General features: G+C 40.7%; 30 protein-coding genes and 2 riboswitches. Of the genes, 6 read left to right on the top strand and 24 right to left on the bottom strand.

All coding sequences use genetic code 11. The annotated features are described in order from the left end of the window. Positions 1-21: 21 nt before the first annotated feature. Positions 22-270 carry a ferredoxin gene (locus tag FBF75_RS13610; RefSeq protein WP_008344492.1) on the top strand — a complete coding sequence of 83 codons (249 nt, stop codon included), beginning with the start codon at positions 22-24 and terminating at the stop codon, positions 268-270. Positions 271-304: 34 nt separating this feature from the next. On the opposite strand, the gene FBF75_RS13605 is transcribed toward FBF75_RS13610, so the two are convergent. After that, positions 305-886, bottom strand: a complete 582-nt coding sequence (locus FBF75_RS13605; protein WP_008344490.1) for an ECF transporter S component — start codon at positions 884-886, stop codon at positions 305-307. A 149-nt stretch (positions 887-1035) separates the two neighbouring features. Next, positions 1036-1168, bottom strand: a riboswitch (FMN riboswitch). A 287-nt stretch (positions 1169-1455) separates the two neighbouring features. Here FBF75_RS13605 and serA point away from each other — a divergent pair. Beyond that, complete coding sequence (serA, locus tag FBF75_RS13600) at positions 1456-3030, top strand: phosphoglycerate dehydrogenase (protein ID WP_008344488.1); 1575 nt, start codon at positions 1456-1458, stop codon at positions 3028-3030. A 33-nt stretch (positions 3031-3063) separates the two neighbouring features. On the opposite strand, the gene FBF75_RS13595 is transcribed toward serA, so the two are convergent. The 15 genes from FBF75_RS13595 to FBF75_RS13525 all read right to left on the bottom strand — a co-directional run bounded on the left by FBF75_RS13595 (position 3064) and on the right by FBF75_RS13525 (position 16896). Further along, on the bottom strand, positions 3064-3711 hold the full coding sequence (locus FBF75_RS13595; protein WP_136944834.1) for a M23 family metallopeptidase: 648 nt from the start codon (positions 3709-3711) through the stop codon (positions 3064-3066). Positions 3712-3831: 120 nt separating this feature from the next. Next, the gene (locus FBF75_RS13590; RefSeq protein ID WP_060832420.1) at positions 3832-4938 is read right to left on the bottom strand and encodes a hypothetical protein; all 1107 of its coding nucleotides are present in this window, start codon (positions 4936-4938) and stop codon (positions 3832-3834) included. Beyond that, entirely contained in the window at positions 4898-5458 is a 561-nt protein-coding gene (gene sigX, locus FBF75_RS13585; RefSeq protein ID WP_007501006.1) for an RNA polymerase sigma factor SigX, read from the bottom strand. Before sigX ends, FBF75_RS13590 begins: the two co-directional genes overlap by 41 nt. Positions 5459-5660: 202 nt before the next feature. Next, positions 5661-7442, bottom strand: coding sequence for an ATP-binding protein (locus FBF75_RS13580; RefSeq protein WP_017359776.1), 1782 nt, complete (start codon positions 7440-7442; stop codon positions 5661-5663). Beyond that, positions 7439-8161 carry a response regulator transcription factor gene (locus tag FBF75_RS13575; RefSeq protein WP_017359777.1) on the bottom strand — a complete coding sequence of 241 codons (723 nt, stop codon included), beginning with the start codon at positions 8159-8161 and terminating at the stop codon, positions 7439-7441. The genes FBF75_RS13580 and FBF75_RS13575 overlap by 4 nt, the downstream gene beginning before the upstream one ends. Positions 8162-8247: 86 nt before the next feature. Further along, a complete protein-coding gene (gene ccsB, locus FBF75_RS13570; RefSeq protein WP_060832421.1) occupies positions 8248-9426 on the bottom strand; it encodes a c-type cytochrome biogenesis protein CcsB in 1179 nt (392 codons plus the stop codon). Then, entirely contained in the window at positions 9410-11089 is a 1680-nt protein-coding gene (gene resB, locus FBF75_RS13565; RefSeq protein ID WP_136944833.1) for a cytochrome c biogenesis protein ResB, read from the bottom strand. The genes ccsB and resB overlap by 17 nt, the downstream gene beginning before the upstream one ends. A 1-nt stretch (position 11090) precedes the next feature. After that, positions 11091-11621 carry a thiol-disulfide oxidoreductase ResA gene (gene resA / locus FBF75_RS13560; protein WP_008344474.1) on the bottom strand — a complete coding sequence of 177 codons (531 nt, stop codon included), beginning with the start codon at positions 11619-11621 and terminating at the stop codon, positions 11091-11093. Between the two features lie 90 nt (positions 11622-11711). Further along, the gene (gene rluB, locus FBF75_RS13555) at positions 11712-12446 is read right to left on the bottom strand and encodes a 23S rRNA pseudouridine(2605) synthase RluB (protein WP_008344472.1); all 735 of its coding nucleotides are present in this window, start codon (positions 12444-12446) and stop codon (positions 11712-11714) included. A 134-nt stretch (positions 12447-12580) separates the two neighbouring features. Then, positions 12581-13117, bottom strand: coding sequence for a spore maturation protein (locus FBF75_RS13550; protein ID WP_019743084.1), 537 nt, complete (start codon positions 13115-13117; stop codon positions 12581-12583). A 4-nt stretch (positions 13118-13121) separates the two neighbouring features. Further along, positions 13122-13709, bottom strand: coding sequence for a nucleoside recognition domain-containing protein (locus FBF75_RS13545; RefSeq protein WP_007501015.1), 588 nt, complete (start codon positions 13707-13709; stop codon positions 13122-13124). Next, on the bottom strand, positions 13697-14848 hold the full coding sequence (locus tag FBF75_RS13540) for a D-alanyl-D-alanine carboxypeptidase family protein (protein ID WP_035702877.1): 1152 nt from the start codon (positions 14846-14848) through the stop codon (positions 13697-13699). Before FBF75_RS13540 ends, FBF75_RS13545 begins: the two co-directional genes overlap by 13 nt. A gap of 113 nt (positions 14849-14961) precedes the next feature. Then, positions 14962-15441 (bottom strand): YpuI family protein, encoded by a 480-nt coding sequence (locus FBF75_RS13535; protein ID WP_060781158.1) that lies wholly within the window; start codon positions 15439-15441, stop codon positions 14962-14964. A gap of 113 nt (positions 15442-15554) precedes the next feature. After that, the gene (gene scpB, locus FBF75_RS13530) at positions 15555-16148 is read right to left on the bottom strand and encodes an SMC-Scp complex subunit ScpB (protein ID WP_008344462.1); all 594 of its coding nucleotides are present in this window, start codon (positions 16146-16148) and stop codon (positions 15555-15557) included. Then, positions 16138-16896 (bottom strand): segregation/condensation protein A, encoded by a 759-nt coding sequence (locus FBF75_RS13525; protein ID WP_007501021.1) that lies wholly within the window; start codon positions 16894-16896, stop codon positions 16138-16140. The genes scpB and FBF75_RS13525 overlap by 11 nt, the downstream gene beginning before the upstream one ends. Before the next feature lie 211 nt (positions 16897-17107). Here FBF75_RS13525 and FBF75_RS13520 point away from each other — a divergent pair, with 211 nt between their 5' ends. Continuing rightward, the gene (locus FBF75_RS13520) at positions 17108-17200 is read left to right on the top strand and encodes a YjcZ family sporulation protein (RefSeq protein WP_008359694.1); all 93 of its coding nucleotides are present in this window, start codon (positions 17108-17110) and stop codon (positions 17198-17200) included. Between the two features lie 88 nt (positions 17201-17288). Then, positions 17289-17813, top strand: coding sequence for a DUF309 domain-containing protein (locus FBF75_RS13515; protein WP_136944832.1), 525 nt, complete (start codon positions 17289-17291; stop codon positions 17811-17813). A gap of 228 nt (positions 17814-18041) precedes the next feature. Here the strand turns inward: FBF75_RS13515 and FBF75_RS13510 are convergent, their stop codons facing one another. From FBF75_RS13510 to FBF75_RS13475, 7 genes are all read right to left on the bottom strand, one after another. After that, the gene (locus FBF75_RS13510; protein ID WP_008344455.1) at positions 18042-18395 is read right to left on the bottom strand and encodes a GNAT family N-acetyltransferase; all 354 of its coding nucleotides are present in this window, start codon (positions 18393-18395) and stop codon (positions 18042-18044) included. A 113-nt stretch (positions 18396-18508) separates the two neighbouring features. Then, positions 18509-18973, bottom strand: coding sequence for a 6,7-dimethyl-8-ribityllumazine synthase (ribH, locus tag FBF75_RS13505; protein WP_007501031.1), 465 nt, complete (start codon positions 18971-18973; stop codon positions 18509-18511). Between the two features lie 26 nt (positions 18974-18999). After that, the gene (gene ribB, locus FBF75_RS13500) at positions 19000-19623 is read right to left on the bottom strand and encodes a 3,4-dihydroxy-2-butanone-4-phosphate synthase (protein WP_017359786.1); all 624 of its coding nucleotides are present in this window, start codon (positions 19621-19623) and stop codon (positions 19000-19002) included. 11 nt (positions 19624-19634) lie between these two features. Continuing rightward, positions 19635-20285 (bottom strand): riboflavin synthase, encoded by a 651-nt coding sequence (ribE, locus tag FBF75_RS13495; RefSeq protein ID WP_026050106.1) that lies wholly within the window; start codon positions 20283-20285, stop codon positions 19635-19637. Positions 20286-20537: 252 nt separating this feature from the next. Then, positions 20538-20679, bottom strand: a riboswitch (FMN riboswitch). Between the two features lie 114 nt (positions 20680-20793). After that, positions 20794-21138 carry a hypothetical protein gene (locus FBF75_RS13490; RefSeq protein ID WP_008344451.1) on the bottom strand — a complete coding sequence of 115 codons (345 nt, stop codon included), beginning with the start codon at positions 21136-21138 and terminating at the stop codon, positions 20794-20796. A gap of 234 nt (positions 21139-21372) precedes the next feature. Beyond that, positions 21373-21609: a DUF2164 family protein gene (locus FBF75_RS13485; protein ID WP_035702871.1), complete on the bottom strand. Its 237-nt coding sequence runs from the start codon at positions 21607-21609 to the stop codon at positions 21373-21375. A 200-nt stretch (positions 21610-21809) separates the two neighbouring features. After that, a complete protein-coding gene (locus tag FBF75_RS13475; RefSeq protein ID WP_074041969.1) occupies positions 21810-22391 on the bottom strand; it encodes a TetR/AcrR family transcriptional regulator in 582 nt (193 codons plus the stop codon). A 239-nt stretch (positions 22392-22630) separates the two neighbouring features. On the opposite strand from FBF75_RS13475, the gene FBF75_RS13470 reads away from it, so the two are divergent. Beyond that, positions 22631-23893, top strand: coding sequence for an MFS transporter (locus FBF75_RS13470; RefSeq protein ID WP_046343887.1), 1263 nt, complete (start codon positions 22631-22633; stop codon positions 23891-23893). Positions 23894-23923: 30 nt separating this feature from the next. Here the strand turns inward: FBF75_RS13470 and FBF75_RS13465 are convergent, their stop codons facing one another. Next, positions 23924-24361, bottom strand: coding sequence for a peptidylprolyl isomerase (locus FBF75_RS13465; RefSeq protein WP_007501040.1), 438 nt, complete (start codon positions 24359-24361; stop codon positions 23924-23926). 321 nt (positions 24362-24682) lie between these two features. Here FBF75_RS13465 and FBF75_RS13460 point away from each other — a divergent pair, with 321 nt between their 5' ends. Further along, the gene (locus FBF75_RS13460) at positions 24683-25567 is read left to right on the top strand and encodes a DUF1002 domain-containing protein (RefSeq protein ID WP_046343889.1); all 885 of its coding nucleotides are present in this window, start codon (positions 24683-24685) and stop codon (positions 25565-25567) included. Positions 25568-25596 lie beyond the last annotated feature (29 nt).

Here is a 25596-nt window from a genome sequence, read left to right as displayed (position 1 = left end):
TCTGGGAGGTATTTTTTTAACATGGCAAAATATACAATTGTAGACAAAGACACATGTATTGCTTGCGGCGCATGCGGTGCAGCTGCTCCAGACATTTATGATTATGATGATGAAGGCATTGCATTTGTCACGCTTGATGACAATCAGGGGACTGTAGAAGTTCCAGAAGTACTTGAAGAAGATATGCTTGATGCATTTGAAGGTTGCCCAACTGACTCAATCAAAGTTGCGGACGAAACTTTCGATGGTGATCCACTTAAGCATGAATAGGATAAAAGCCCCTTTAAAAGGGGCTTTTTTTATATTAACTATTTTGAAGTCGGCGTTTATTTTCAAACCATGGACGCATTTTGACAAAAATGAAACTAAAGACGATGGTGATGATGATTCCTTTAATCAGGTTAAAAGGCAAGATCCCTGCTGTAATGGTTGCCTTTAGCACATGATCTGACAGGACGGGTGCATTCAAAAACCATGTATAAGCAGGAAGGAACAAGAAATAGTTTAAGATGCTCATCATGACTGTCATGAGTAATGTTCCGAGGATCATGGACCATGCTAACCCTCTTGCTGATTTAATCTTTTTAAAAATAAAAGCCACCGGTAAGATGAATAGTACACCTGCTGTAAAATTCGCTACTTGATCCACAGGCACACCGGACATGCTACCATGAATGAGGTAGTGCAGTAGATTCTTTAAAGCTTCAACAGCAATCCCAGCACCTGGCCCATAAATTAAAATCGCAATAATCGCAGGAATATCACTAAAATCAATTTTTAAATACCCAGGCAGCCCAGGGAAAGGGAAATTCAATAACATTAATACAAATGCGATACTGCTAAGCATGCTGATGACAACTAAACGTTTTACTTTACTTTGATTCAATATTCTCTCTCCTTTTCGATCAAATCTTTCGAAAAGAGGATTGTTCAATTTTAGCCACAAAAAAACCGCTCTGAATACATACACAGGAGCGGGAAATTTAGGCTACACAAATAAACGTATAAACAGACATGTTTTCAACGTTTACGAACCTCCATCTTCTCCCATCCAGACTATACTGTCGGCTTCGGAATCACACCGAATCCTGCCAAAAAAGGCTCGCGGGCTTAGAGACTATGCCTCATCACCGCCGGTAGGGAATTACACCCTGCCCCGAAGATTGATCATTATTCAATTCGACATCATTATATATGATATATGAGCATTTGTACAGATAAAAATCCTGAGCAAATTCATCAGTTTTAAGAAATCGCAAAAAACCTAAAATTTATAATGACAAATGCGTAAAAATTGGGTATCTTTTGTTTAAAGGTGTCCATTCTTGATCAAGACACTAAAAAATGTTCGTGTTTTCTTTTTCGCTTTACTGCTTTAATTTGATTGACACAGTGAAAAGGAATATGGTAAATTATCAGATATTTATGACGTTTATTTTAGGAGGAAATCTTACGATGTTTCGAGTATTAGTCTCAGATAAGATGAGCAATGATGGTCTTTTACCACTATTAGAATCAGATTTTGTTGAAATTGTTCAAAAAAATGTAACAGAAGCAGAAGATGAATTACACACGTTTGATGCCTTACTTGTCAGAAGTGCCACAAAAGTGACAAAAGAACTTTATGAAAAAATGACTTCATTAAAAATTGTTGGTCGTGCCGGTGTGGGAGTCGACAACATTGACATTGATGAAGCAACAAAACATGGTGTGATTGTCATCAATGCGCCAAATGGGAATACGATTTCAACGGCAGAGCATACGTTTGCGATGATCTCATCTCTCATGCGTCATATTCCTCAAGCCAATATTTCTGTGAAATCAAAAGAATGGAACAGAGGCGCATATGTCGGTGCTGAGCTTTACGGAAAATCTCTTGGGATTGTTGGCTTAGGCAGAATTGGAAGTGAAATCGCCCAGCGTGCAAGAGCATTTGGCATGACCGTCAACGTATTTGACCCTTTCCTCACAAAAGAACGTGCCGAAAAAATTGGTGTCAATGCAAAATCACTTGATGAAGTGCTTGAAGTATCAGATATTATTACGGTACATACACCTTTAACAAAAGAAACTAGAGGACTTCTCAATAAAGAAACAATCGCAAAAACGAAAAAAGGTGTTCGTCTAGTGAACTGTGCACGCGGCGGTATCATTGACGAACGAGACCTTCTTGAAGCACTTGAAAATGGTCATGTCGCAGGGGCTGCACTCGATGTATTTGAAGTAGAACCACCTACTGAGAATCCACTTGTGGATCATCCAAACGTCATTGCCACTCCGCATCTTGGTGCATCTACAAAAGAAGCACAATTAAATGTGGCGGCACAAGTCTCTGAAGAAGTTCTTCAATTTGCAAAAGGACTCCCGGTCATGTCATCTATTAATCTACCAGCGATGACAAAAGACGAGTTCAAAAAAATCCAGCCTTATCATCAATTTGCAGGAAAACTTGGACGTCTTGTTTCTCAATCGATGAGAGAACCTGTAAAAGAAGTCAGCATTTCATATGAAGGATCTATCGCAAAACTCGAAACATCATTTATTACAAAAAGTCTGCTTTCTGGCTTTTTGAAAGAGCGTGTCGATTCGACTGTAAATGAAGTCAATGCTGGTATGGTGGCAAAAGAACGCGGCATTAGCTTTAGCGAGAAAATTTCTTCAAGCGAATCTGGCTATGAGAACAGCATTTCCATTGAAGTCAAAGGTGACCTTTCCACCTTTACATTAAAAGCAACGTATATCCCGCATCTAGGTGAACGTGTCGTTTCTATTAATGGTTTCAATATTGACTTTTACCCAGATGGGCACCTTGTCTATATTCAGCATACTGACGCACCTGGTGTGATCGGTCAAGTTGGAAAGATTTTAGGCGACCACGATGTGAACATTGCGACAATGCAAGTAGGCCGTAAAGAAAAAGGCGGCGAAGCCATCATGATGCTTTCTTTTGACAAGCACCTTGAAGATGAAATTGTCCAAACGTTAACTAAAGTGAGCGATATTCTTTCTGTACGTCTGATTGACCTATAAAAAAATGGTAAACCTCATGCTTTTGCATGAGGTTTATTTTGTTGAAACGATTAAACGTTCACCTGTCCGTATGAGATGCGTTGTCAGTGCATTGATTTTCTTCAATTGATCAACGGTCATTTGATGTGCTTTAGCAATGGACCAGAGCGTGTCCCCTCGTTGTATGACATATGTATGTTTCTCATATCCATCTACATGAAGGGCTGGCTCTTGGAAACGATCTCTTGCAATGATTGTGAGCGGATCTACTGCATCTTCTTTACTAACTGACCAATTCCCCCTGTGCACCTCAAAATGCAAATGAGTGCCCCTAGAAGCGCCTGTGTTGCCTATGATGCCGATCGGCTGCCCTGTTTGTACATGGTTACCATTCTTTACAAAACGCGCATTTAAATGCGCATAGACGGTTTCATATCCATTTGGATGCCGAATAAATACAACTTCTCCATAAGTAGCAGATACATAGGAACGAGTAACCACACCTTCGCTTGCAGCAAAAATGGATTCTCCTTCTGGTGCAGCAATGTCTAACCCCTTATGCGAACCACCTCTTGTCCCAAACAAATCAGTGACTTCACCTTTGATTGGTTCCACCCACTCGGTTGTTTTCTCTGCATGGGCAAACGGTGATAAGGTCAAGAACAAGAAACAGCTAGCACATATGTAGCAATACCTTTTCATCAGTGACTTCCCTTCTTTGAAGTTCTTTTCATGACAGCTTAGTATACCTCAAGGAAGCCCTTTTCTATACATGAAAAAAGAACGCAATAAGTTGCGTCCTTTAGCGTTCTTTAGCGTTCTTTAGCGTTCTTTGATAACAACTGGGTTTGGCAGTGCCGGTACCTCTAGCGGTTCTTTTAATTCATATGGGCCTACTTGATCTGTTCCTGCATTTTGTATCGTGACATCTGTAAAACCGAAATCTTTCGCTGTGAGCAGCAGCCCTTCAATAAGTAAAATATGATCAATTGAGTCCGTTAATTGTGCTGATGCTCCAAACGTGATGGTTGCATGTTTACCTTTTGATGTCACTTTTTTAATAGGCTCTTCTTTAATGAGTGGATCGAGTCCTGCATCATTCGCCCGCTTCATCGCCTCTACCGCATCTTTATAAGAAGGATAATCATCTTTTGAGGGCACCAAAAATGTCCCGCTCTTATTTTCTAAAACGTAGTAAGCGTGCTTTGTTTGTTTATTAATTGAAATGGTACCTAGACGGCCATTCGTCCCTAATTGAAGGTGCGAGCCATTGACAGACTTGACCTGTACTTGTTTATATTGGCTCCATTTTAACGTTTCTTTTACCATGTCTTTAAAACGGTTGGCTTCTTTTAATGTATCAAGAGACAAATCATTTTTCAGCTGAAAAATCAGTGTATCCCCTTTTTCACTCACATCCACCATATCCATATAGGCTTGAAGAGGTTTTGTCATTTCAGGCAGCTCCAGTTTTTCATATGTATCAAGAAGCGCCTGCACATCGTCATGCTTATTTTCTTTTTGAATACTGATTGGGACAACTTGAGAAGTCGATTCATCTATGTATGAAATCGTCATATACTTTTCTTTGTCAGATGCATAAGCAACATATGAAGGATCATTTGTGTTTTTTACCGCCTCTAATGTAGCATTCACCTGTCCTTTTTCAGCACTCGAGTCCATTTTCACTTTCTTTATATCTTGAGCAGCCGGCTGAAATAAATGAGGAGAAATCAAAAACGCCATAAATAAGACCACAACGGTTGCGACCGCTGGACCGATCCATCTGGCACTTTTCTTTTTCTTCCCGCTTGCCATCAGCATTTGCTGGTAAATCTGCTTAGATGAACGGTTGTCCTCCACCTTTGGAAGCTGACTGAGTAATACTTTAATTCGTTCTTCGCTCCAATTGGACCTGTTCGTTTTCATTCACTAGCTCCTCCTTCAAAAGCTCCATATGTTTTCGGAGCACTTTCAGGCCTCGGTGCTGCGTTGTTTTGACTTTGCTTTCCGAGAACTTTAGCGCCTTGGCCGTCTCCATGATTGAGTAGCCTTGGATAAACCTTAAAATGATGACGGCTCGTTGATCAATGGTGCAATGATCAAGTGCGGCATAAATTTCTTTGATATTTTCATCCTGTACAGCCAATTCATCTGGGAGCAGGTCTGGATCTTTTACATCCTGTTTATCCCAATCAAACGTGCCGAGCACCCGTTGTCTGATGGTTTGCTGTTTGCGAAACCAGTCAATTGCCACATGCCTTGCAATTGAAAACAGCCATGTTTTCTCGCTGCTTCTTCCTTCAAAAGTTTTATATGAGTGAAGTACCCGAATGTAAACCTCCTGCACGAGATCCTCTGCCTGATTTTTATCTTTTACCATATAAAATAAAAATTGGTACAAATCTTGATGGTACGAATCATATATTTTTTGAAAGGTTTCATGCATAGGAAACCCCTCCGTTCACTTATTTTTGTCGAGTGACTCTCACAAAACGTTACATTACAACTTTATGACAAATATATTACAAGATCGACAATTTGGAAAGGGCTTTTTGTTTAACTTCTCCTTAAAAATATGAAAATAGAAAAAACACTTCATTTTCTTTCGAAAAGAAGTGTTTCTCATGTAACAAGATTCTTCGTCAAGATTAGACGAGTTCCTGCTTTTTTTTCGGAATATAGAAAGTGAAGTGAGTACCTGTTCCAGCTTTACTATGTGCATGAATGGAGCCTTGATGCGCTTCTACGATGTTCTTCACAATCGCAAGGCCCAGCCCCGTACCGGAACGTCCTCTTGTTCTTGCTTTATCTGCTTTATAGAACCGTTCAAAAATAAATGGGAGATCCTCTTCAGGAATGCCGCTTCCCGAATCTTTCACATCCATCTTGAGCCCATTTTCCACCGATTGAACTGAGAAGTGAACTTCTCCGCCTTCTGGTGTATGACGAATGGCATTGTCGATGAGATTTGTAAAAACCTGTTCTATTTTATCTGGATCAAATACAAAATACGGTTCTTCTACTTGAATTTCATATGTCAGGTTGATTTGTTTTTCTTTCGCAATTCCAAGGAATTTACGGTAGATTTTTTCAGTCAGCTCTTCTGTATCAGTTGATTCAAGATTCAGTGTAATATGACCAGCTTCCATACGTGCGAGATCGAGAAGATCATTCACAAGACGCCCCATTCGAAGTGATTCATCATAGATAATTTGGGCAATCTCTTTCTTTTCCTCTTCTGATCCGGCAATGTCATCGACAATCGCTTCACTATAGCCCTGCAGCATAGCAATAGGTGTACGGAGTTCATGACTGACATTTGCAATGAAGTCTTTTCTTAGCTTATCCAGTCTTCTCTCTTCTGTCATATCGCGAAGTACCGCAACCGCCCCTCTGACATCTTGCTGGTTATAAAGCGGAGACATAAGAAGAACCCAAGTACGCCCTTGCAGCGTGACTTCGATCATTTGCTCTTTTTCCGTACTGACGGCAGTATGAAACAATTCACGCGCTTCTGGCGGCAGTTCATCCCCATCTTTGATCTTCATATTTTGCTCGTAATACCAAGCCTGCAAGAATCTTTCTGCAGGAGGGTTTGTCATGAGGATCGTTCCATCAATATTGATCGTGATGACACCGTCTGCCATACTGCTCAGAATGTTGGACAAATGTTCTTTTTCTTGATTTAAAGCGGTTATATGAAATTTAAGCTGCTTGCCCATTTGATTAAAGGCGATCGCCAGTTCCCCAATTTCGTCTTGCGTTAAAATAGGAATCTTTGTATCAAATTTTCCTTTCGCCAAATCTTGTGCTCCCTCTCTCATCTTTCTGAGAGGATAGGTGACACGAGTGGATAAGAAGAAAGCGAAAATTGTCGTCAGCACAATCGCAATTCCGGCTGCGAGGAAGATATAACGCGTCGTATGTTTTGTTGTCTGCTCTACAGCAAGGAGGGATTGAGAAAGAAAGACCATCCCTTTCTTTCCGTTCGCCTCGTAAGGAACACCTACTACAATGCGTTCATCCTTCTGATTGCCTGTATCAGATTCAGCTCGTTTACTGATTTTTTTTCGTTCTGTCAGTGCTTTGTTCAAATCTTTGTCTGCTTCAATTTGTTCTTTTGTGATCGCAGGAAGCTTCCCGCCTTTTTCAGACGAATACCATTCTAGTCCATCCTCTTGAACAATCGCGATACTTGTCAATTTATCAGCTAGTTCTGATGTAATCGACCTTGCAAGCGATTGATCCTCATGGCTTTCTAAAATGACTGCTACTTTGTTGGCCATTTGTGTTAAATCAGACTTTGCTTCTTCGACATGGTAGTTCTCAATGAATTCTAAAAGAAGCACAGTTAAAATCGATAAAACAATGAGCACGAGGAAAAGAATGGTTAACCATAGCTTTCCTACGACACTTTTCCACAGCTTCATTCAGTGCCGACCTCAAATTTGTACCCGACACCCCATACTGTCACGATTTTTTTCGCTGCTTCAGGTGACACTTTATTTAGTTTTTCGCGAAGCCTTTTGACGTGGGTATCCACTGTTCTCAGATCCCCAAAGAATTCATACTGCCACACTTCTTTGAGAAGCTTTTCCCTGTCATAGACCTTATCCGGCGTTTTTGCCAAGAAGTACAAAAGTTCGTATTCCTTCGGCGTGAGGCTGACTTCTTTTCCATCTGCTGTGACCCGGTGTGCATCATGATCAATGGATAGATGAGAAAACACAAGAACATCTTTTGTGGTTGTTCCAGTATTGAGATATGACGTTTGAGACGATCTTCTTAACAGTGCTTTCACACGAAGAACCACTTCACGCGGACTGAAAGGTTTGACGATATAATCATCCGTTCCTGCCTCAAAACCTTGCACACGGTTGGCTTCCTCACCTTTTGCTGTCAGCATAATAATTGGTGTGGCTTTTTTATCTCGAATTTGATTACACACTTCGATCCCATCTGTCCCAGGCATCATTAAATCAAGCAAAATGAGGTCATAATCGGTTTGAAGTCCTTTTTGAATGGCCTCATCCCCATTTTCCGCTTCATCAATTTCATAATTTTCCCGTTCTAAATACATTTTTAAAAGGCGACGAATTCTTGCCTCATCATCGACGACTAATATTTTCGTTTGAGTTGTGTGTTCCATTAGACAATCCTCCTGCTTTCTCCGTTGTTACATACATTTTAACAAAAAGCCGAATCGAATCATAAAAGTTGGCCTTTTTCATGCGATTACGCGTAAGAATGAAGCCCCGCAATCACTAGGTTGACAAAGATAAGGTTAAACATAATGATCGCAAATCCGATTACAGCAAGCCAAGCGGACTTTTCACCATGCCAGCCTCGTGATAACCGAAGGTGGAGATAGGCGGCGTAAAATAAAAATGTAATTAAAGCCCATACTTCCTTCGGGTCCCATCCCCAGAATCTCGTCCATGCAATTTGTGCCCAGATCATCGCAAAAATAAGACCGCCTAACGCAAATACAGGGAAACCAATGGAAACAGCCCTGTATCCAATTTCATCGACTAAATCGAGATTCACCTGTCTTACGAGCGGCTGAAGCAGCGCACTTAGTCGTTTGCGAATGATCAATCTTAGCAGTCCATAAATAATCAGCCCAACGCCAAATGACCACAGCACTGTATTCACCTTTCTACCTGAAAAAACAGGCGGCAGATCAACTACAGGCTCTAAACGATCTTTTGTGATAAGTTCTCCTTTATGAGGTCCTACTAAAGCAGGAAGCTCATAGACCATGACGCTCTCTTCTTTATTTTTATCTACCCAATTAAATTTCGCTTCATACCCTGTCATTCTAAAGATGGACGTGACAGCGATAAATACAAGGGTGACCACAATCATAAACATGACCAGCTCTAAGCCAAAGGTTTTCTTCCCCGGTTTTGTTTGATCGACATGCTTCAAAAGAAAAATCACACCTGCCACAAAACTGATCGCTAAAATGGCTTGACCAAGCGCTGCTGTCGTGACGTGAATATATAGCCAATTACTTTGAAGCGAAGGAATCAGCGGTGAAATATCCGATGGAAACATGCTTGCATAAGCAATGATTAATAAAGCGATTGGAAGTGTGAATAAACCTAGCACAGACACTTGATAGACAAAATATAAAATAATAAATGCGAGCACCAGCATCATGCCAAAGGCTGTGGTGAATTCAAACAGATTACTGACTGGTGCGTGACCAGACGCGATCCACCTTGAAATAAAATAGCCAAATTGACTCAAAAAACCAATGATGGTGAGCGTTATGCCGATAAGTGCCGCCTTATTTTTGCGCGGACCCTCTTCTTTCTTTTTTCCTTTAATGGCCCCTCCAAAAAAAGGAACTGCCGCTAAATAAAATAGAAAAGCTGCAAATAACAGGTTTTCACTGACTGCCGCCATCTAACCCTTCCCCCTTGCTTTTGCTGATACTTGTTGTATCAGGCAGTTCTTTTTGATCCACTGGCTGTTTGATGCCACTGCCGTGCAGCAACACCTTAAGATCAGACTTTAAGCCGAACCAGTTTTTGTTTGTATGTCCTGCCACAAATACTTTTCCATCCTTTGCCGACAGCCAGATTCTTCTATGCTGCCAGTACATCCCTTGTACGACACCAATCATAAAGATGATTCCGCCAATAATAAGTACCCCGAGTGTTAAGTCTTTTCGAACCGTTAAACCTGTCACGTTTTTTGTTTCAACCCGGTCAAATTTCATTTTATAAAGATTGTTATCAGAACCCTCTACTGTCTCTTGAATTGCGACAAAGCTTTTTTCACCTTTTGGTTTTTCAGGAGAGATCATTTCAAAGACGAACGCAGGATTATTTGGATTCCTCGTTTTCGTACTAGGTGTGCCATCTTCGTCAAAATAAAAATCAGGCAAATAACTCATCACCTTGACTTTGTAACCGCTACCAAGATCATATTCTGACTTAGGCTCCAGCAGATTAATCTTCACTGTTCCGAAAGATTTCTCAGTATCTTTTCGAATCAGCTGAAAGACCATTTGATCGAGTTCATTTTGTTTAAAATCCACTTGATATAATGAGAAATTGTCAAACTTAAGCGGTTCATTCACTTTAATATCGTGTTCTGTTACCTGCTTTAGCTTGGGCTTTTCACCAAATACAACTTCCCCTTCACGTTTGTATAAAACGGCATCGGTTTTATAACTTTTGACGACTTGACCATCGCCAGCCTTTTCAATCGCATTTTCAAAGACTTCTTTTTCTTTTTCAGATTCATAGCGATCAATTGAAAACGCATTATTCTTTAAGAAGTATTGGCCTCCCGTCCCTGGGATTGGTGCCGTTTCGCCTTCTCTTACCCATAATGTTTCATCCACGTACATTCCTGGGACAAACCGGAGCATGGATCCAATGAGAAATATAATTAATCCAATATGATTGACGTAAGGTCCCCAGCGGGAAAAGCGGCCTTTTTCAGCTAAAATATGTCCATCTTCTTCTCGTACGCGGTAACGCTTTCGTTTCATCTTACTAACGATGCCTTCATATGTATGTTGATCTAATGTTTTGTTTGTTTCGCTGAAAAGACGCTGCCTTCTCATAAAGCCTTCTTTTTTGACAACCCCTTGATTTTTGAGTGCACGATAAAGTGGAATCACTCGATCAAGGCTGCAAATCACAAGGGAAATTCCGATAGATGCGACAAGGGCTAAAAACCACCAAGAATTATAAAGATCATGGAATCCAAGGATGTAATATAACTTGCCAAACGACCCATACTGCTCCTCATAATAAGTGGAAGCTGATGCACCTGGCGGAATAAACCGCTCCTGCGGAAAAATAGTTCCTAGCGAAGAAGCTAACAGTGTGATGACAATGAGCCACACACCCACTTTTACGGAAGAAAAAAAGTTCCATACTTTATCAACAATCGTTTTGTTGTATGTTTGCGAGCGTCTTGCACTGCCGTCATATCTCATATCAAGCAGCTTTGATGAATTTTTCTCTTTTGCTGCAATGGGATTCCCGCATGATTCACATAGAACAGTACCGATTGGATTAATATGTCCACACTCGCACTTTACCTCTTTCATTCTATGACCCCTTTGGTTTAATCAAATTCATATATTCATAGACATTACGTTCTGTCATCGTTCCCTTTATGACTTTGATTACTTTGCCTTCAGGATTAATTAAAAATGTGGTTGGCAGCGGCGTAATATCATATGCCTCTGTCACTTGACGATCTTTGTCCATGGCAACAGGAAAATTCACGCCATAAGCATCCATAAAGTTCTTCACAGCAATATTGGATTCCCCCACATTCACGGCAACAATTTCGACACCGCGATCCTTGAACACTTCATACTGATTTGCCATATAAGGGAATTCCTGCTTACATGGACCGCACCATGTACCCCAAAAATTGAGAAAGACGCCTTTGCCTTTTAAGTCCTTTAATTCAATCCGTTCCCCATCTACCGATTGAAGGACAAAGTTAGGCGCAATAGATCCTTCTTTGACTTGATCCTGTTTGGCAAATACTGAGTTATACATCGTATAACATAGTGCAGCAAGCATCACGAGGAGAATGCCCGTCCGTATGAAAAATCGTCTTTTCTTCATCTGAAGTACCCCTTCCCCATAGACATTCAGGTAAATTATAGCATTCTCCTTCTTTTGATGCTTCTTCATTTTTTGAAGTTTATGTGAAAATTAAAAAGCGCTTTTCCCATGATCCGCAATCGCTCTCAGACGTTTTACTTCATGCGGCGTCAATTCTCTGCGGTCTCCTGGTCTCATACCTTCAATATGAAGGAAAGCATATTGCTCTCTTTTGAGTTTTAAAACGTCGTGGCCGATTGCTTCAAACATGCGGCGAACCTGTCTGTTTCTGCCTTCATGGATGGTTAATTGCACAATACATGTTTGCTTTCGTTTATCAATTGAAAGCATTTTGGCACGGGCAGGTGCTGTTTTTTTATGGTCTAACATGATTCCTTTTTCTAACTTTCTAAGCAATTCTTTTGAAGGGATGCCTTTTAGTTTCGCTGCATACGTTTTATCAATTTGATATTTCGGATGCATGAGCTTATGGGCAAACTCACCATCATTTGTAATCAAAATTAAACCGCTCGTATCATAATCCAACCGGCCGATTGGATACAGACGCTGCGGAACATCATCAAAGAAGTCTGTCACGACTTTGCGTCCTTTATCATCCTCGGCAGCTGAAATGACGCCGCGCGGTTTATAAAGCATAAAGTAAACCGGTTCTTCTCTTTCAAGCTTTAAGCCATTGACTTCAATTTTATCTGAAGAGCCCACCTTTACTCCGAGCTCTGTCACTGTTTCACCATTAACGGTAACTCGTCCTTCTTTAATTAATTCTTCAGCCTTTCGTCTAGAAGCGACGCCGGCATGGGCAATTACTTTCTGTAAACGTTCCATTTGTCTTTCACCTCATGTACTATCTTACTTGCTTGGCTTGAAACAAACAAGCATTCGTGGAAAAATAAGCGTTTCATCTGTCTAATTTCAACAAAAAAGCTGTTTTCCATCCACGAAATAAAAAAAGCACCTGATTAGGCGCCGCTAAATAACAAACTGACGATAATAATCGATGCAATGATCCCAATCAGGTCTGCAAGCAGCCCCACTTTCAGTGCATCTCCCATTTTTTTAATACCAACTGCTCCAAAATAGACGGTTAAAATATAAAGGGTCGTATCCGTTGACCCTTGCATAACGGCGGCAAGCTTGCCGATAAAAGAATCTGGACCATAAGTCGCAATTAAGTCTGATGTCATACCAAGCGCCGCTGTTCCTGATATAGGGCGTATCAAAGCTAGCGGCACCACTTCTGTAGGAATACCAATCGCTGTAAACACAGGTTTCAATAATTCCATGACAAAGTCAAGGGCACCTGATGCTCGGAAAATCGTAATGGCGACAAGCATACCGACTAAATACGGAATGATTGAAAAGGCAATTTGAATGCCTTCTTTCCCGCCTTCTACAAATGTTTCGTACGTCGGTACTTTTTTAATCGTCCCTGCAATCAATATTCCTGCGATGATCAGTGGAATCAAAGCAAGTGACAGCCAGTTAATAAATGCCACAAGATCACCCCCGCCTGCTTCTGCGATAGTGGAAATAGCGATCAATCATAATCGCACCGATACCTGAAATAAGTGTCGCCAAAATGGTTGGGCCTACAATATCTGTTGGCTGATCTGCGCCATAGGTCATACGAATGGCAATGACAGTCGTTGGCACAAGTGTGATAGAAGATGTATTGACTGCTAAAAAAGTGATCATAGACCGGCTCGCCTCATTTTTTCCGCCATTTAATGCTTTCATCTGCTCCATCGCCTTAATCCCAAGTGGAGTGGCGGCATTGCCAAGGCCAAAGAAATTTGCCATGAGATTGGACAGAATATACCCCATCGCTGGATGATTCGCAGGAATCTCAGGAAATAGTTTTGAGATAAAGGGCCGGCATAATTTACTAAAGAAATGTAACAACCCCGCTTCTTCTGCGATCTTCATCAATCCTAGCCAGAATACAAGAACACTAATCAACCCAATTGAAATGGTGACCGCTTCTTTTGATCCTTTAAAGACCGCTTCGTTCACTTCATGCATCGTTCCGTTAAACATTGCATAGACAAGACCGATGACCGTGAGGAATACCCAGATCAGATTGACCATGAAGATCCGCCTATCGATGTCTGAAAGACAGACTTAAACATTTCTTGAAAGCTTTTTTGAGGCATTCGGTTGCGTTTATTTTCATAAAAAATGGGGACTTGCTCAATCACCTGACCATCCAGTAAGAACGTCATTTTCCCTACTACATCTGGGATCGCTTCTTTGTTTTTCTCCCATTTCTTTTCAGGCGTCAGCATTTCCGTTTCGATTTCCACTAGTTTTTTCTCATCTTCATTTAAAAAATAGTCCACATCCCGCTTAATAAACGCTTTTTTTTCGTAAAAAGTCCCTTTTAACGAAGCGAGCCTGCCTTTTTCAGCAAGCACATACGTTTTATAGTGATCAAATGCATACTCAAACATTGAGATATGATCCTTCCAATCATCCGGTGCATTAATCGTCACAGCAATGAGCGCAGCATCTCCTTTTGCAGCTGTGGAGACAAGCGTGCGTTTTGCAAGTTTTGTATATCCTGTCTTCCCTCCAGTCGAATATTGATATAAACCAGTGAGCAGCTTGTTTTTGTTTTTCCAATAACCTTCGATTGTTTTTGCTTTATAAAAGGTGGTACCGGCAATTTTTTGATATTGCTGATGCTTCATGGCGTATTTCGTTAAGATTGCCATATCATAAGCTGATGAATAATGGTTTTTATGATCATCGAGTCCATGCGGATTTTGAAAATTCGTATTCTCCATGCCTAGTTCAGAGGCCTTTTGGTTCATCATAAAAATAAAGCCTTCTAAGCTGCCACCAACATGTTCTGCAATGGCAACAGCTGCATCATTTCCAGAGCGCAGCATGAGCCCGTATGTCAAGTCTTCTAAACTCACCTTCTGTCCTTCCTTTAAATAAATCGAAGAACCTTCCGCTTGAATCGCACGTTTTGACACTTTGACCATGTCGTTCATTTTTCCTGATTCAATGGCTAATACAGCCGTCATAATTTTTGTGATACTGGCGATTCTTCTTTTTTCGTGCTCGTCCTTTCCAAATAGGACTCTGCCTGACTGTCCATCTATTAAAATGGCGCTTCTCGCACTCACCGATAATGACACGTCTGCTTGAGCGTGGGAGGAAAAAGGCAGTAAGAGTGTCAATAGAAGAAGGACTGCTGTTCCAATTTTTAAATAGGGCATGTTCATTCACGTCCTTGTCCGTTTTGTACAAGTGTATGCGCGGCTGAAAAAGTTATGATGCCTCGTCCATAAAAAAAAGCGACTCGATGATTAGAGTCGCTTTTCATTCTTCTTTATACCATTTTCATTTGCTGATGAGATGTTGTATATTCCAGCTCTTCTCTCATCGTTAAAAACTCTTTTTCTAATGAAGAAAACAAACGTTTGACCTCAGCCGATACTTCATGATGGAAAACAATGCAGCTTTTTCCTGTGTAGGCTGAACGGCTATCTTCATACCATGTATCCTTTTTTGGTGTAAAAAATTCTTCAATACATTGATGATAAATACGATGAAGCGTCTGCTGTGCGGCTTGCTGCGGGAATGTCTGTTGCTGCCTGATTTTCCGACAAACCGCCGCGGCATCCTCGCTATAAACTGCAAGCTTCCGCAATGTACTTAATATGTCACAATAATAGGCTTCCGCTTCCGGGTTTAATCGTTTCAAGCTTGATAAGGTAGCTTCGTTCAGAAAATCATTCACTTCAACTGCAACCTTTGATAAAAAAACGCCTGCTTGATCAACTTGAGCCTTTACATTCATATGTGCCATTTGTTTCGTGTTTACCTTCCCCTCATGGCTTTGTCACCATTTTATCTTTCAAACAAAGGTTTTAGACCTAAAATCTTTGTTATATTTTATCATACATTTTTCCTTATTTTGAACTATTTTATCTCTTCAAATGTTTGATTGAAGTTTTCAAAAAAGAGATCAGCCTCTTCTTGCACCCCATCTGCTTCCACATTCTCTGGAAGTGGCGGTAATTCATCTAAGGCTTTTAAACCAAATTGCTCTAAAAAGGTAGGTGTTGTCCCATAAAGGATCGCTCGTCCCGGTCCATCGGCACGTCCTACTTCACAGAGCAGTGCTTTGGCAACTAAACTATGCAGTACTCGTTCTGATTTAACGCCTCTGATCTCCTCGACTTCGCTGCGTGTAATTGGTTGTTTATACGAGACAATGGCGAGCACTTCTAGCGCTGCCTGTGACAAACCTTTCGATGGTGTCTCTACTAATTTTTTTAAATATACGCTGTATTCTTTTTTCGTCAGCAGCATATATGAATCTGCATATTCAATAAGCTCAATCCCTCGTTCTTGTTTTTGATATTCTTCCTTTACGGCAGACATAATATCAAGCAACGCTGCCTCATCAACTTCAAGAACAGACATGAGCTGTTTTCTTGTTAAGCCTTCGTCACCTGCTGCATATAGCAGCGCTTCTAAGATGGCTTTCCAATTCACGATATCAAGCGTCATGAATCGTTTCACTCCCTATGATATAAATATCTTCAAAGTTTCCTTCCTGCTCCAGCATGATTTGATGGCTTTTCATCAATTCGAGAACAGCAAGAAATGTCACGACAAGGTGTTCCTTTTGATCATGTTGAAACAAAGTCATGAAATTGGTCCGCTTTTTTGTTTTTCTTAAATGGTTCATAATCTCATTCATTTTGTCTTCAATCGGGATTTCTTGTCTTGTAATCTTTGATGGTGCTGGTTTTGTTATTTTTTTGCGGTTCAATACCTTTTGGAACGCACCTAACATATCATACACCGTGACGTGTAAGTTTGTGTCCTTCGCTTCTGCTTCTTTTGCAAATTCACTTAAATCACTTGGTGGTTTTGTGAAGGCGTTTTGCCGCTCTTCTTCACGTTCCTTCAGTTCTTGCGCTGCATTTTTATACTTGCGGTATTCAATTAACTTGCCAATCAGCTCATCACGAGGGTCCTCTTCTTCTTCCATCAGGTCTTCATCAAACAGCTCTTCCTCTTGTTTTGGGAGAAGCATTCTGCTTTTAATGCTGAGGAGGGTTGCAGCCATCACCAAATACTCACTTGCAACATCCAGTTCAAGCTCCCTCATCGTGTGGACATATAATAAATACTGCTCCGTAATTTTAGCGACGGGAATATCATAAATATCAATTTCCAAACGGTTAATTAAATGTAAAAGCAAGTCCAAAGGACCCTCAAACGAATCTATTTTCACCTGATATTCCAGCATTCTTTTTCTCACCATTTCTACTGTCTTCTAAGTACCGTTTTCATCGGCTAACCTTTAGTATAAGACACCATAAAGCTCTCGTCCAATATAATTTCGACCATGAGGCAGCAGGCAAAAAAAGAAAAACAGTGGATTCGCCCATACCAATGAGGGCATTTATACATAGAATACCATTGTAATCAGAACTGATGAAAAAGGAGGCCGTAACATTATGGGAGATGGTTATTACTTCGGCGGAGGATTTGCGCTTATTGTTGTGCTGTTCATCTTGCTGATCATCGTTGGCGCGGCTTGGGTTTATTAAAGAAACAGAGCGTCCTTTCATAAAGGGGCGCTCTTTCTTCTTTTCTTTTCGGTATGTTAGACTGATAGTGGAAAAGGAGATGACCGCTGTGTATCCTAAAGCGTACGTGGCTTTTTTACATGAATTTCATACGACAAGAGATTATTTTGAGTGTCATGAAATTCTTGAAGAATTTTGGAAAGAAGATCCTCCTCATCAGCGCAAAAAGTACTGGGTGGGTCTCATTCAGCTTGCTGTTGCTTTGTATCATCAAAGACGAGGAAATGGAAAAGGAGCAAAACGGCTGATTTCAAACAGCCTTCATATATTAGATTCGGACCGGAACATACTAACAGAATTAGGTCTTGATGAAGAGGCATTTCTTTTACTGCTGAGAACACTGAAAAAGAAAATCGATGAAGACATGCCCTACGAAAGTGTGATACTGCCAATCCGAGATGAAACGCTTCTTTCTTTATGCCAAGAGATGGCTCAAAAAGAAGGATTAACCTTCGGACAGGAGAGCAACTTATCCCATACATTCTTAATTGAAAAGCATAGACTGCGTGATCGGACGGACGTATTGCTTGAACGTGAAAAGCAGATGGAACGTAAAAAAAGCAGAGGCATATAACCTCTGCTTCAGCGTGTAGACAAACCCTCGCATTCGGTGTCAGTCCTGCGTGCCGGTGCTCACGAATATCGAATTCGCTCCGCTCCAGTACTCGTCCTTCCTAGGGCTGCAAAGGTTTTCTATCACGCTGAAAAAAAGAAGACAAAGGGCTAAAATCAAGTTTATTTTAGCCCTTTGTCAACAATCTAAAGCAGAGGCATATAGCCTCTGCTTTTACATGTGTGATATTTAGTTTGTTTCACTGTGACACTTATGAAAGAAGCCTTGCGTTAATTCATTTGGAATGAGTGTTTTCGTTTTGAATACTTCTTCCACGGCTAATACCATTTCCTTGCCGATGCCTTGGTCACGATGGGACGGATTGACACTAATATGTTCGATTTGTACTTGGTCGTCTGTTTTCAGCACACCAATCGCACCGACGATATCCTCACCATCTTTCCAAAGGAACAGCTGCCGATCTTCATCCATTTCATACGACTTTATCGTCTGCTGAAGCTGTTTGACGTCTTTCTCACCCGGCATAAAGGACAGGAGTCCCATGGCAATTTTTTCAAAAGACCTCTTGTAACGAATTAACATATATACCCCTCAATATTAAAATTATCCTATTTTCCAGCAAATGTCTTATGAATCACTTGCTCATCACACATTATAAACACTTTTAGGTTGTTTTTAAACTCTTTTTCATCAAATTAACGAAACGTTCGATTTAGGTTGGCCATTTCAATAGCAGCTGCAGCCGATTCACTGCCTTTATTTCCAGCCTTTGTACCGGCTCTTTCAATGGCTTGTTCAATAGATTCTGTTGTCAGTACACCAAAGATAATCGGCACCCCTGTTGAGATGGCACTTTGTGCGATTCCTTTAGCCGCTTCATTACAAACATAATCGTAATGTGATGTTGCCCCGCGAATCACGGTTCCAAGTGTAATGACTGCATCATATTTTTTTGTTTCTGCTAGTTTTTTTGCCATATACGGAATTTCAAAAGCCCCTGGCACCCACACGACATCAATATCGTCACCGTTTGCTCCGTGTCTAAGCAATGTATCTTCTGCTCCATCTAGCAATTTACTTGTAATAAAATCATTAAATCTAGCGACGACGATTCCAAACTTTAATCCTTCTGCTACTACATTCCCTTGTATTGTATTCATATGTTCATCATCCTTTTTTGTGATTTTTATTTTGTTTTCATTGTCGTTGTTTGCTTGTTTATATATGCCTGCAATGCTTCAATCGTCAGCATCTTTAAATCGTGTTCTTTTTGAATTTTTTGTAGTTCGGGTACGCGGGCCATGGTTCCATCTGCATTCATAATTTCACATATGACACCCGCTGGCACTGAACCCGCAAGTTTAGCAAGATCAACAGCCGCTTCTGTATGACCTGGTCTTTCTACTACGCCTCCCTCTTTCGCAATAAGAGGGAAAACATGACCTGGGCGGGCAAAATCTTCTGGTTTTGACTCTTTATTTAACATGGCCAAAATGGTCGTTGAGCGCTCAAAAGCACTTATACCAGTTGTCGTTGACGTATGGTCGATGCTCACTGTAAATGCTGTATGATGTGCATCCGTATTTCGCTCGACCATGGGATGCAGATCCAAGTGTTTCGCAATCGAGGCATGAACTGGTGTGCAAATAAGACCTCTTCCATGTAAAGCCATGAAGTTAATGACTTCCGGCGTTGCATGCTCAGCAAGTGCCACAAAGTCTCCTTCATTTTCTCTGTCTTCATCATCTACTACGATAATGATTTCTCCTCGTTTCAGGGCATTTACTGCCTCATCAACTGAATGATACATACAATCGCCTCCTAGAATCCGTGCTCTTTTAAAAATGATGGGGTTAATCGTGATGGCTGCTTTTCGTTTTGCTCTTTTGTTAAAAAGCGATAAATGTATTTACCGATCATGTCACATTCAATATTTACTACATCCCCCATAGATTTAGTCGGGAAAATAGTTCCTTCAAGCGTATGTGGAATGATAGAAACTGTCACATGAGCATCTCGCAAATCGAAAATAGTCAAGCTGACGCCGTCTATTGCGATCGATCCCTTTTTTGTGAGCATATCTGTGAGGGTCTTGTCCATTTTCAAATCATAGTAAATGGCATTACTCTTCTTTTCTACACGGGTAATCACAGCCGTTCCATCAACATGGCCTGAAACAAAATGACCGCCGAATCGTCCATTTGATGACATCGCTCGCTCTAAATTCACTTGGCTACCTGGCGCAAGCTGATCAAGTGATGTCGCTTTGACCGTCTCAGGCATCACATCTGCCGCAAACTGTTCTTTTGTGAAGCTTGTGACAGTGAGACAAACGCCATTGATGGCGATACTATCGCCTAGGTGAACATCTTCTAGTACACGACTGCACTTGATGATGATTTCCATGGCATCTGCGGATCTTTTGCTCAATGACTGAACTGTACCCACTTCTTCAATAATCCCCGTAAACATGTGATCCTCCCTTTCTCTTTCTTTTGTATTTCTCACTTTATGAAAAAGCGATGTTTGGGACATGTGATCGATTGAACACCTTCGTCGCTTTTTATGGTCCATACAAGGTAAATGAGGGATCACCTAATAAACACTGCATGCAATGACTATATTGACATACAGAAAGCCCCGGAAAAATTCCGGGGCTGTGGTTTTTTTGCATTAGAAATAAAACTATGATCAACACATATTTTTTGTTCATACATAGCTTTCGTTATCCTTCTCCCATCCAGACTTTCACTGTCGGCTTCAGCTTCTCACTGAATCAACCGTTAATAAATTAACGGGTCACGGGCTGTAAAGCATTTGCTTTATTACCGTCGGTCGGGATTTTCACCCTGCCCCGAAGGATACAATCGATATTTAGCTGTCCTTAGGGGCTATTATAGCGATCCTTGTGGTCAAATGCAACAATCAAGATTTATTCACCTGTTCATAAAAAAAGCCTCCTTATAGGAAAGGAGACTTGTTAATTGACGACTTTTACTACTTTTATAAGACCGTCTATTCTTTTTTCATTACTAAAGTACGCTTTAATACGATCGCCTTTTTTCAGATCGGCCACATCATCTTCAAATTTCTTTCCATTAAAAATGATTTTCGTGCCATTTTTGGCTTGACCGTAATACTCATCACCATCAATTTTTGTAATGGTATATTCATAGATGGTGTAATCTTTATCATTATTCGTTAAACTTTCGCCAATGGCTGTTGGCACATCTTCAATTTTCATGCCATTCATGTATAAATAACCTGCGCCTAAACAAAGCAGTAAAACAAATAAGATTGCGATTTTCAATTTGATTTTCCCCATATTTAGAACCTCCATCATCTGCACTTCGCCTATTTGTATGTTCTATTCCTTCTTTTGATGAAATAAAACCAAAAAAGCTGATTTTCATTAATGGTTACTTATATAACGATTCAAATGGACTTTTGGTTCCACCTTTTCATCATTACATATGATACGAATATGCGTTCTTTATTAAGGGGGTCTTTTTTCCTCTTTATCTGTTAGCAGGATGAATAAGATAGACGAGCTTTTTGATTATATTCTTTTCTCTAGTGCGAATAGATCTTCCTCTAACAATTGAGATCTTTGAACAGCGATATTTCGGCTGTCACGAACCCCTTGATTATAATAGTAGCTTCCAAGATATTTTGTGATAAATTCTAATATATTGATGGCTGCTAATTCACCAATCTCCTCTTCTCGTTCTTCGGCAAAGTAACGCTGAATGGCAATCATCATCTGGTTTTTTTCTTCTTTTGTTAATGGTTTCAAAGTATCTCCTGCTTTCTTTCAGCATGATCACACGCTTTTTAGATGTGCACTTCCACTTATTTTTAGAGCTACATATGGTGACACTCACGAATACGAATGTTTGTTCTCTTATCATATCACAAAAACGTGTCCATCACACCCTAAAAGAAAAAGCGTGTTTTAATCAATGGATCAAAATACGCTTTCTTTATATAGACTATTTATTTCAATATGGATAGGATCGTCGCTACAGAATGATCTACAAATGAACGCTCTGGGCGAGATTTCATGAGAACTGTAAGTCCAATAAAAGAAACAACCAGCGCCTGCGCTAAGGCTTTGGCATTCAGACTGCTTTCGAGCTCACCCGAGCGAATACCTTGTACAATTTTTTCTTCAAAAATGATCGAAAGATACATCTGATGCTCTCTTGTGAGGATTTCAAATTTCTCTTCGTGTGGGGCAAGCTCGACTATTGTATTGATGCAGAAGCACCCTTTACTCGGCCCATGTCCATATTCCTCTTCTACTAATTCAGCAAATAATGTATGAAATGCTTCCTTTGCAGATAGATTGTTTTGAAGTTTTGTTCGAATGTGGGCAGCATGCTGAGTTGTATATTTGCGTAATGCTGCTTCAAACAATTCCTCTTTATCACCGAACGCTGAGTATAAGCTTGGCCGCTGTATTCCCATTTTTGCAGTTAAGTCGCTTAATGTAGTGGCTCTGTACCCCTTCTCCCAAAAAAGCAACAAGGCCTCATCTAACGCTTTTTCCTCATCAAATTCCCGTTGTCGAACCATTATCAACCCTCATTTCTATCATAAAAATCTCTTCACTAAATCAATCATCTATTTCTTATAACGTTTTTTACTCATCGGTATATTATCATTTTATTTTATTGACATATCATTGTCAAATTGACTAGATCTTCACTACATCATCTTGACTTTAAAACGTTTCTCTGGTTATCCTTAACAGGAATCATTTTATACCAATCAGTATATTATACTTTTCAGTACAAAAGGAGCTGCTGACATGCATGAAAAAAGAAAAAATGAATGCCGTTGAACATTCTGATCTGGAAACAACTCATTTACAAATAAACACCCGATCAACGATGACTCGTAATATGGCTCTACTGTTTTCGACAGCCTCAGGGATGGCAGTTGCAAACATATACTTTGCACAGCCATTATTAGACTCCCTCGCAGCCGAGTTTGGTATCAGCTATTCAGCCATTGGTATGGTCATTACGATTACTCAGCTTTGTTATGCGCTAGGACTGCTACTGATCGTACCACTTGGTGATCTGTTCAACCAACGGCGGCTCATCGTAGCTCAAATGCTAGTATCCGTGTTATCTCTCATTCTAGTCGGTATCGCCCCTACCGCCACCGTCCTGTTCATAGGACTAGCTGCGGTGGGACTGCTTGCTGTAGTCACTCAGGTACTCGTAGCATTCGCAGCGACATGGGCCGCTCCTGAAGAACGTGGCCGCATAGTGGGCTTGGTTCAAAGTGGAATTGTGATTGGTATTCTTCTCGCACGAACGTTTGCTGGTGTACTAACCGATCTCGCCGGCTGGAGATCAGTCTACCTCGTTTCCGGCGTGATGATGCTGATCATTACTGGCGTGTTGTACCGGTATCTTCCGAGTGCTGACAGCAAGAGAGTCTCCATATCCTATGTGAACTTGCTCGCTTCAATGTTTATATTGTTCAGACAAGAACGAATTCTACGTATTCGTGGCGTACTGGGTTTTCTGATCTTTGTTGTGTTTGGCACGCTGTGGACTTCACTTGTGCTGCCTCTCAGCACTACGCCATACAATCTGTCACATACGGCGATTGGTGCATTTGGCCTCGCTGGAGTTGCCGGAGCATTAGGTGCCGCTCGAGCTGGAAGCCTTGCTGATCGAGGCTTAGGACAGTTAACAACGTGCATCGCCCTTGTCCTATTACTCTTTTCATGGTGTTTTATTTTTTTTACTGAATATTCCCTCATTTTATTAATCGTTGGTATCGTCATTCTTGACCTATCTGTGCAGGCCGTTCATGTGACCAATCAAAGTATGATTTTCATGGTCCGGCCTGAGGCGAGAAGCCGGCTGACTGCTGCTTATATGATTTTTTATTCCCTCGGCAGTGCGCTCGGTTCTATTGTATCAACTAACATATACGCCAACGCTGGCTGGAATGGGGTATGTCTATTTGGAGCCTCTATCAGCGCCTTAGCCCTTTTTTATTGGATGATCACCTATCGCTTCACGGCACAGATCACAGAAACATCAGATGTAAAATAAAAAAACACCGCAATTAAGCGGTGTTTTGGATTAAGCATCGATCACTTCGACTTTTTCCATGCCTTGTCCTTGTTCCATATCAAGAACAGCTTCGATACCAGATGTTACTTTGCCAAAAACAGTGTGAACACCGTTTAAGTGCGGCTGTGGGTCATGTACGATAAAGAATTGGCTGCCACCAGTGTCTTTACCAGCGTGTGCCATTGATAATGAACCTCTCTCGTGCTGATGAGGGTTTCCTTCTGTTTCACATTTAATTGTGTAACCAGGTCCTCCAGTTCCATTACCGTTTGGATCGCCGCCTTGGCTTACGAACCCTGGGATCACGCGGTGGAATTTCAATCCGTCGTAGAAGCCTTCATTCGCTAATTTTTCAAAGTTTGCTACTGTACCTGGAGCAGCCTCTGGGTAAAGTTCAAACTCAATTTTCTTTCCATTCGTTAATTGTATGTATCCTTTTTTCGCCATTTTTCACATTCTCCTTTCAGGTTAAACAACGCTCATTATAGCACATTTTCGGTGATGTTAAACATCCCCTGCTTACCTAATGTGATTTACCTCTTTTGCCATCATTGATAAAATAAAAGAGCTTGATCCTTTTCTCCTAAGGAAATGATCACAGACTGAGCAAATCACTTCATCATCTTGGAGGTTTCAAACATCTTTAAAAGAAAATTGAAACGTCAGACTGATTTGTTACGTCTATATGATGGAGTACGATTCAAATCATGTACTCAAAAGATGAGTTTCTCACCATCGAGAAACGCTTTCGACTTGAAGGAGGTCAACATGTTTAAAAAAACAATGCTTGGTATGATGGCAGCGCTCCTTTTACTGATTGGTGCGCCAAAAGTCAGCTTAGCGGATGCAGCTGTCGGCGATGTCATCGTCACACTCGGGCAAGACTTAACACCGGCTGATCGCCAGAAGGTGCTTGACGAGTTGAATCCACCTGAAAATGCGACAAAAATTGAAGTAACCAATAAAGAAGAGCACGAATATTTAGGAAAGTATATCCCTCGCTCTCAAATCGGGACTCGAGCATTATCATCTTCATCTATCACTATTGAAAAATCAGGTACGGGTCTGACTGTGGATACACATAACATTAAGACCATTACAGATGAGATGTATTTAAATGCTTTAATGACCGCAGGCGTGAAAGATGCAAAGGTTGTCGTGACGGCGCCGTTTGAAGTATCTGGCACAGCAGCACTGACAGGTTTATTAAAAGCCTATGAGGTGTCAAGCGACAAAGCCATTCCCGAAGATGTGAAACAGGTGGCTAACGAAGAGCTTGTAACAACATCTAAATTGGGTGACTCTATTGGAAAAGACAATGCTTCTGCCCTGATTGCAAAAATCAAAGATGACATTGCCAAAAATGGAGTTCCTAAAACAACAAAAGAAGTGGAAGAAAAAGTAGATCAAGCGGCTTCTGATTTGAACTTAAATCTGACGCAGGACCAAAAAAATCAACTTGTCTCTCTCTTCGATAAAATGAAAAATATCAATATCGATTGGAAACAAGTCGGATCTCAAATTGATAAAGCAAAAGACAAGATTACAAAATTCATAGAATCAGATGAAGGGAAAAACCTTCTACAGAAGATTTGGGATTTCTTTGTCTCCATTTGGAACGCGATCGTCTCTGTATTTACTGGTGGAAAATAAATGTCATAGAAAAAGCTGCCTGATGATCA

Origin of the sequence: Bacillus sp. S2(2019) (assembly GCF_005144805.1) — a bacterium.
Taxonomy (GTDB): Bacteria; Bacillota; Bacilli; order Bacillales; family Bacillaceae; genus Bacillus; species Bacillus altitudinis.
The sequence above is the reverse complement of the archived record's forward strand: the minus strand, read 5'-3'. Positions and strand labels throughout refer to the sequence as shown.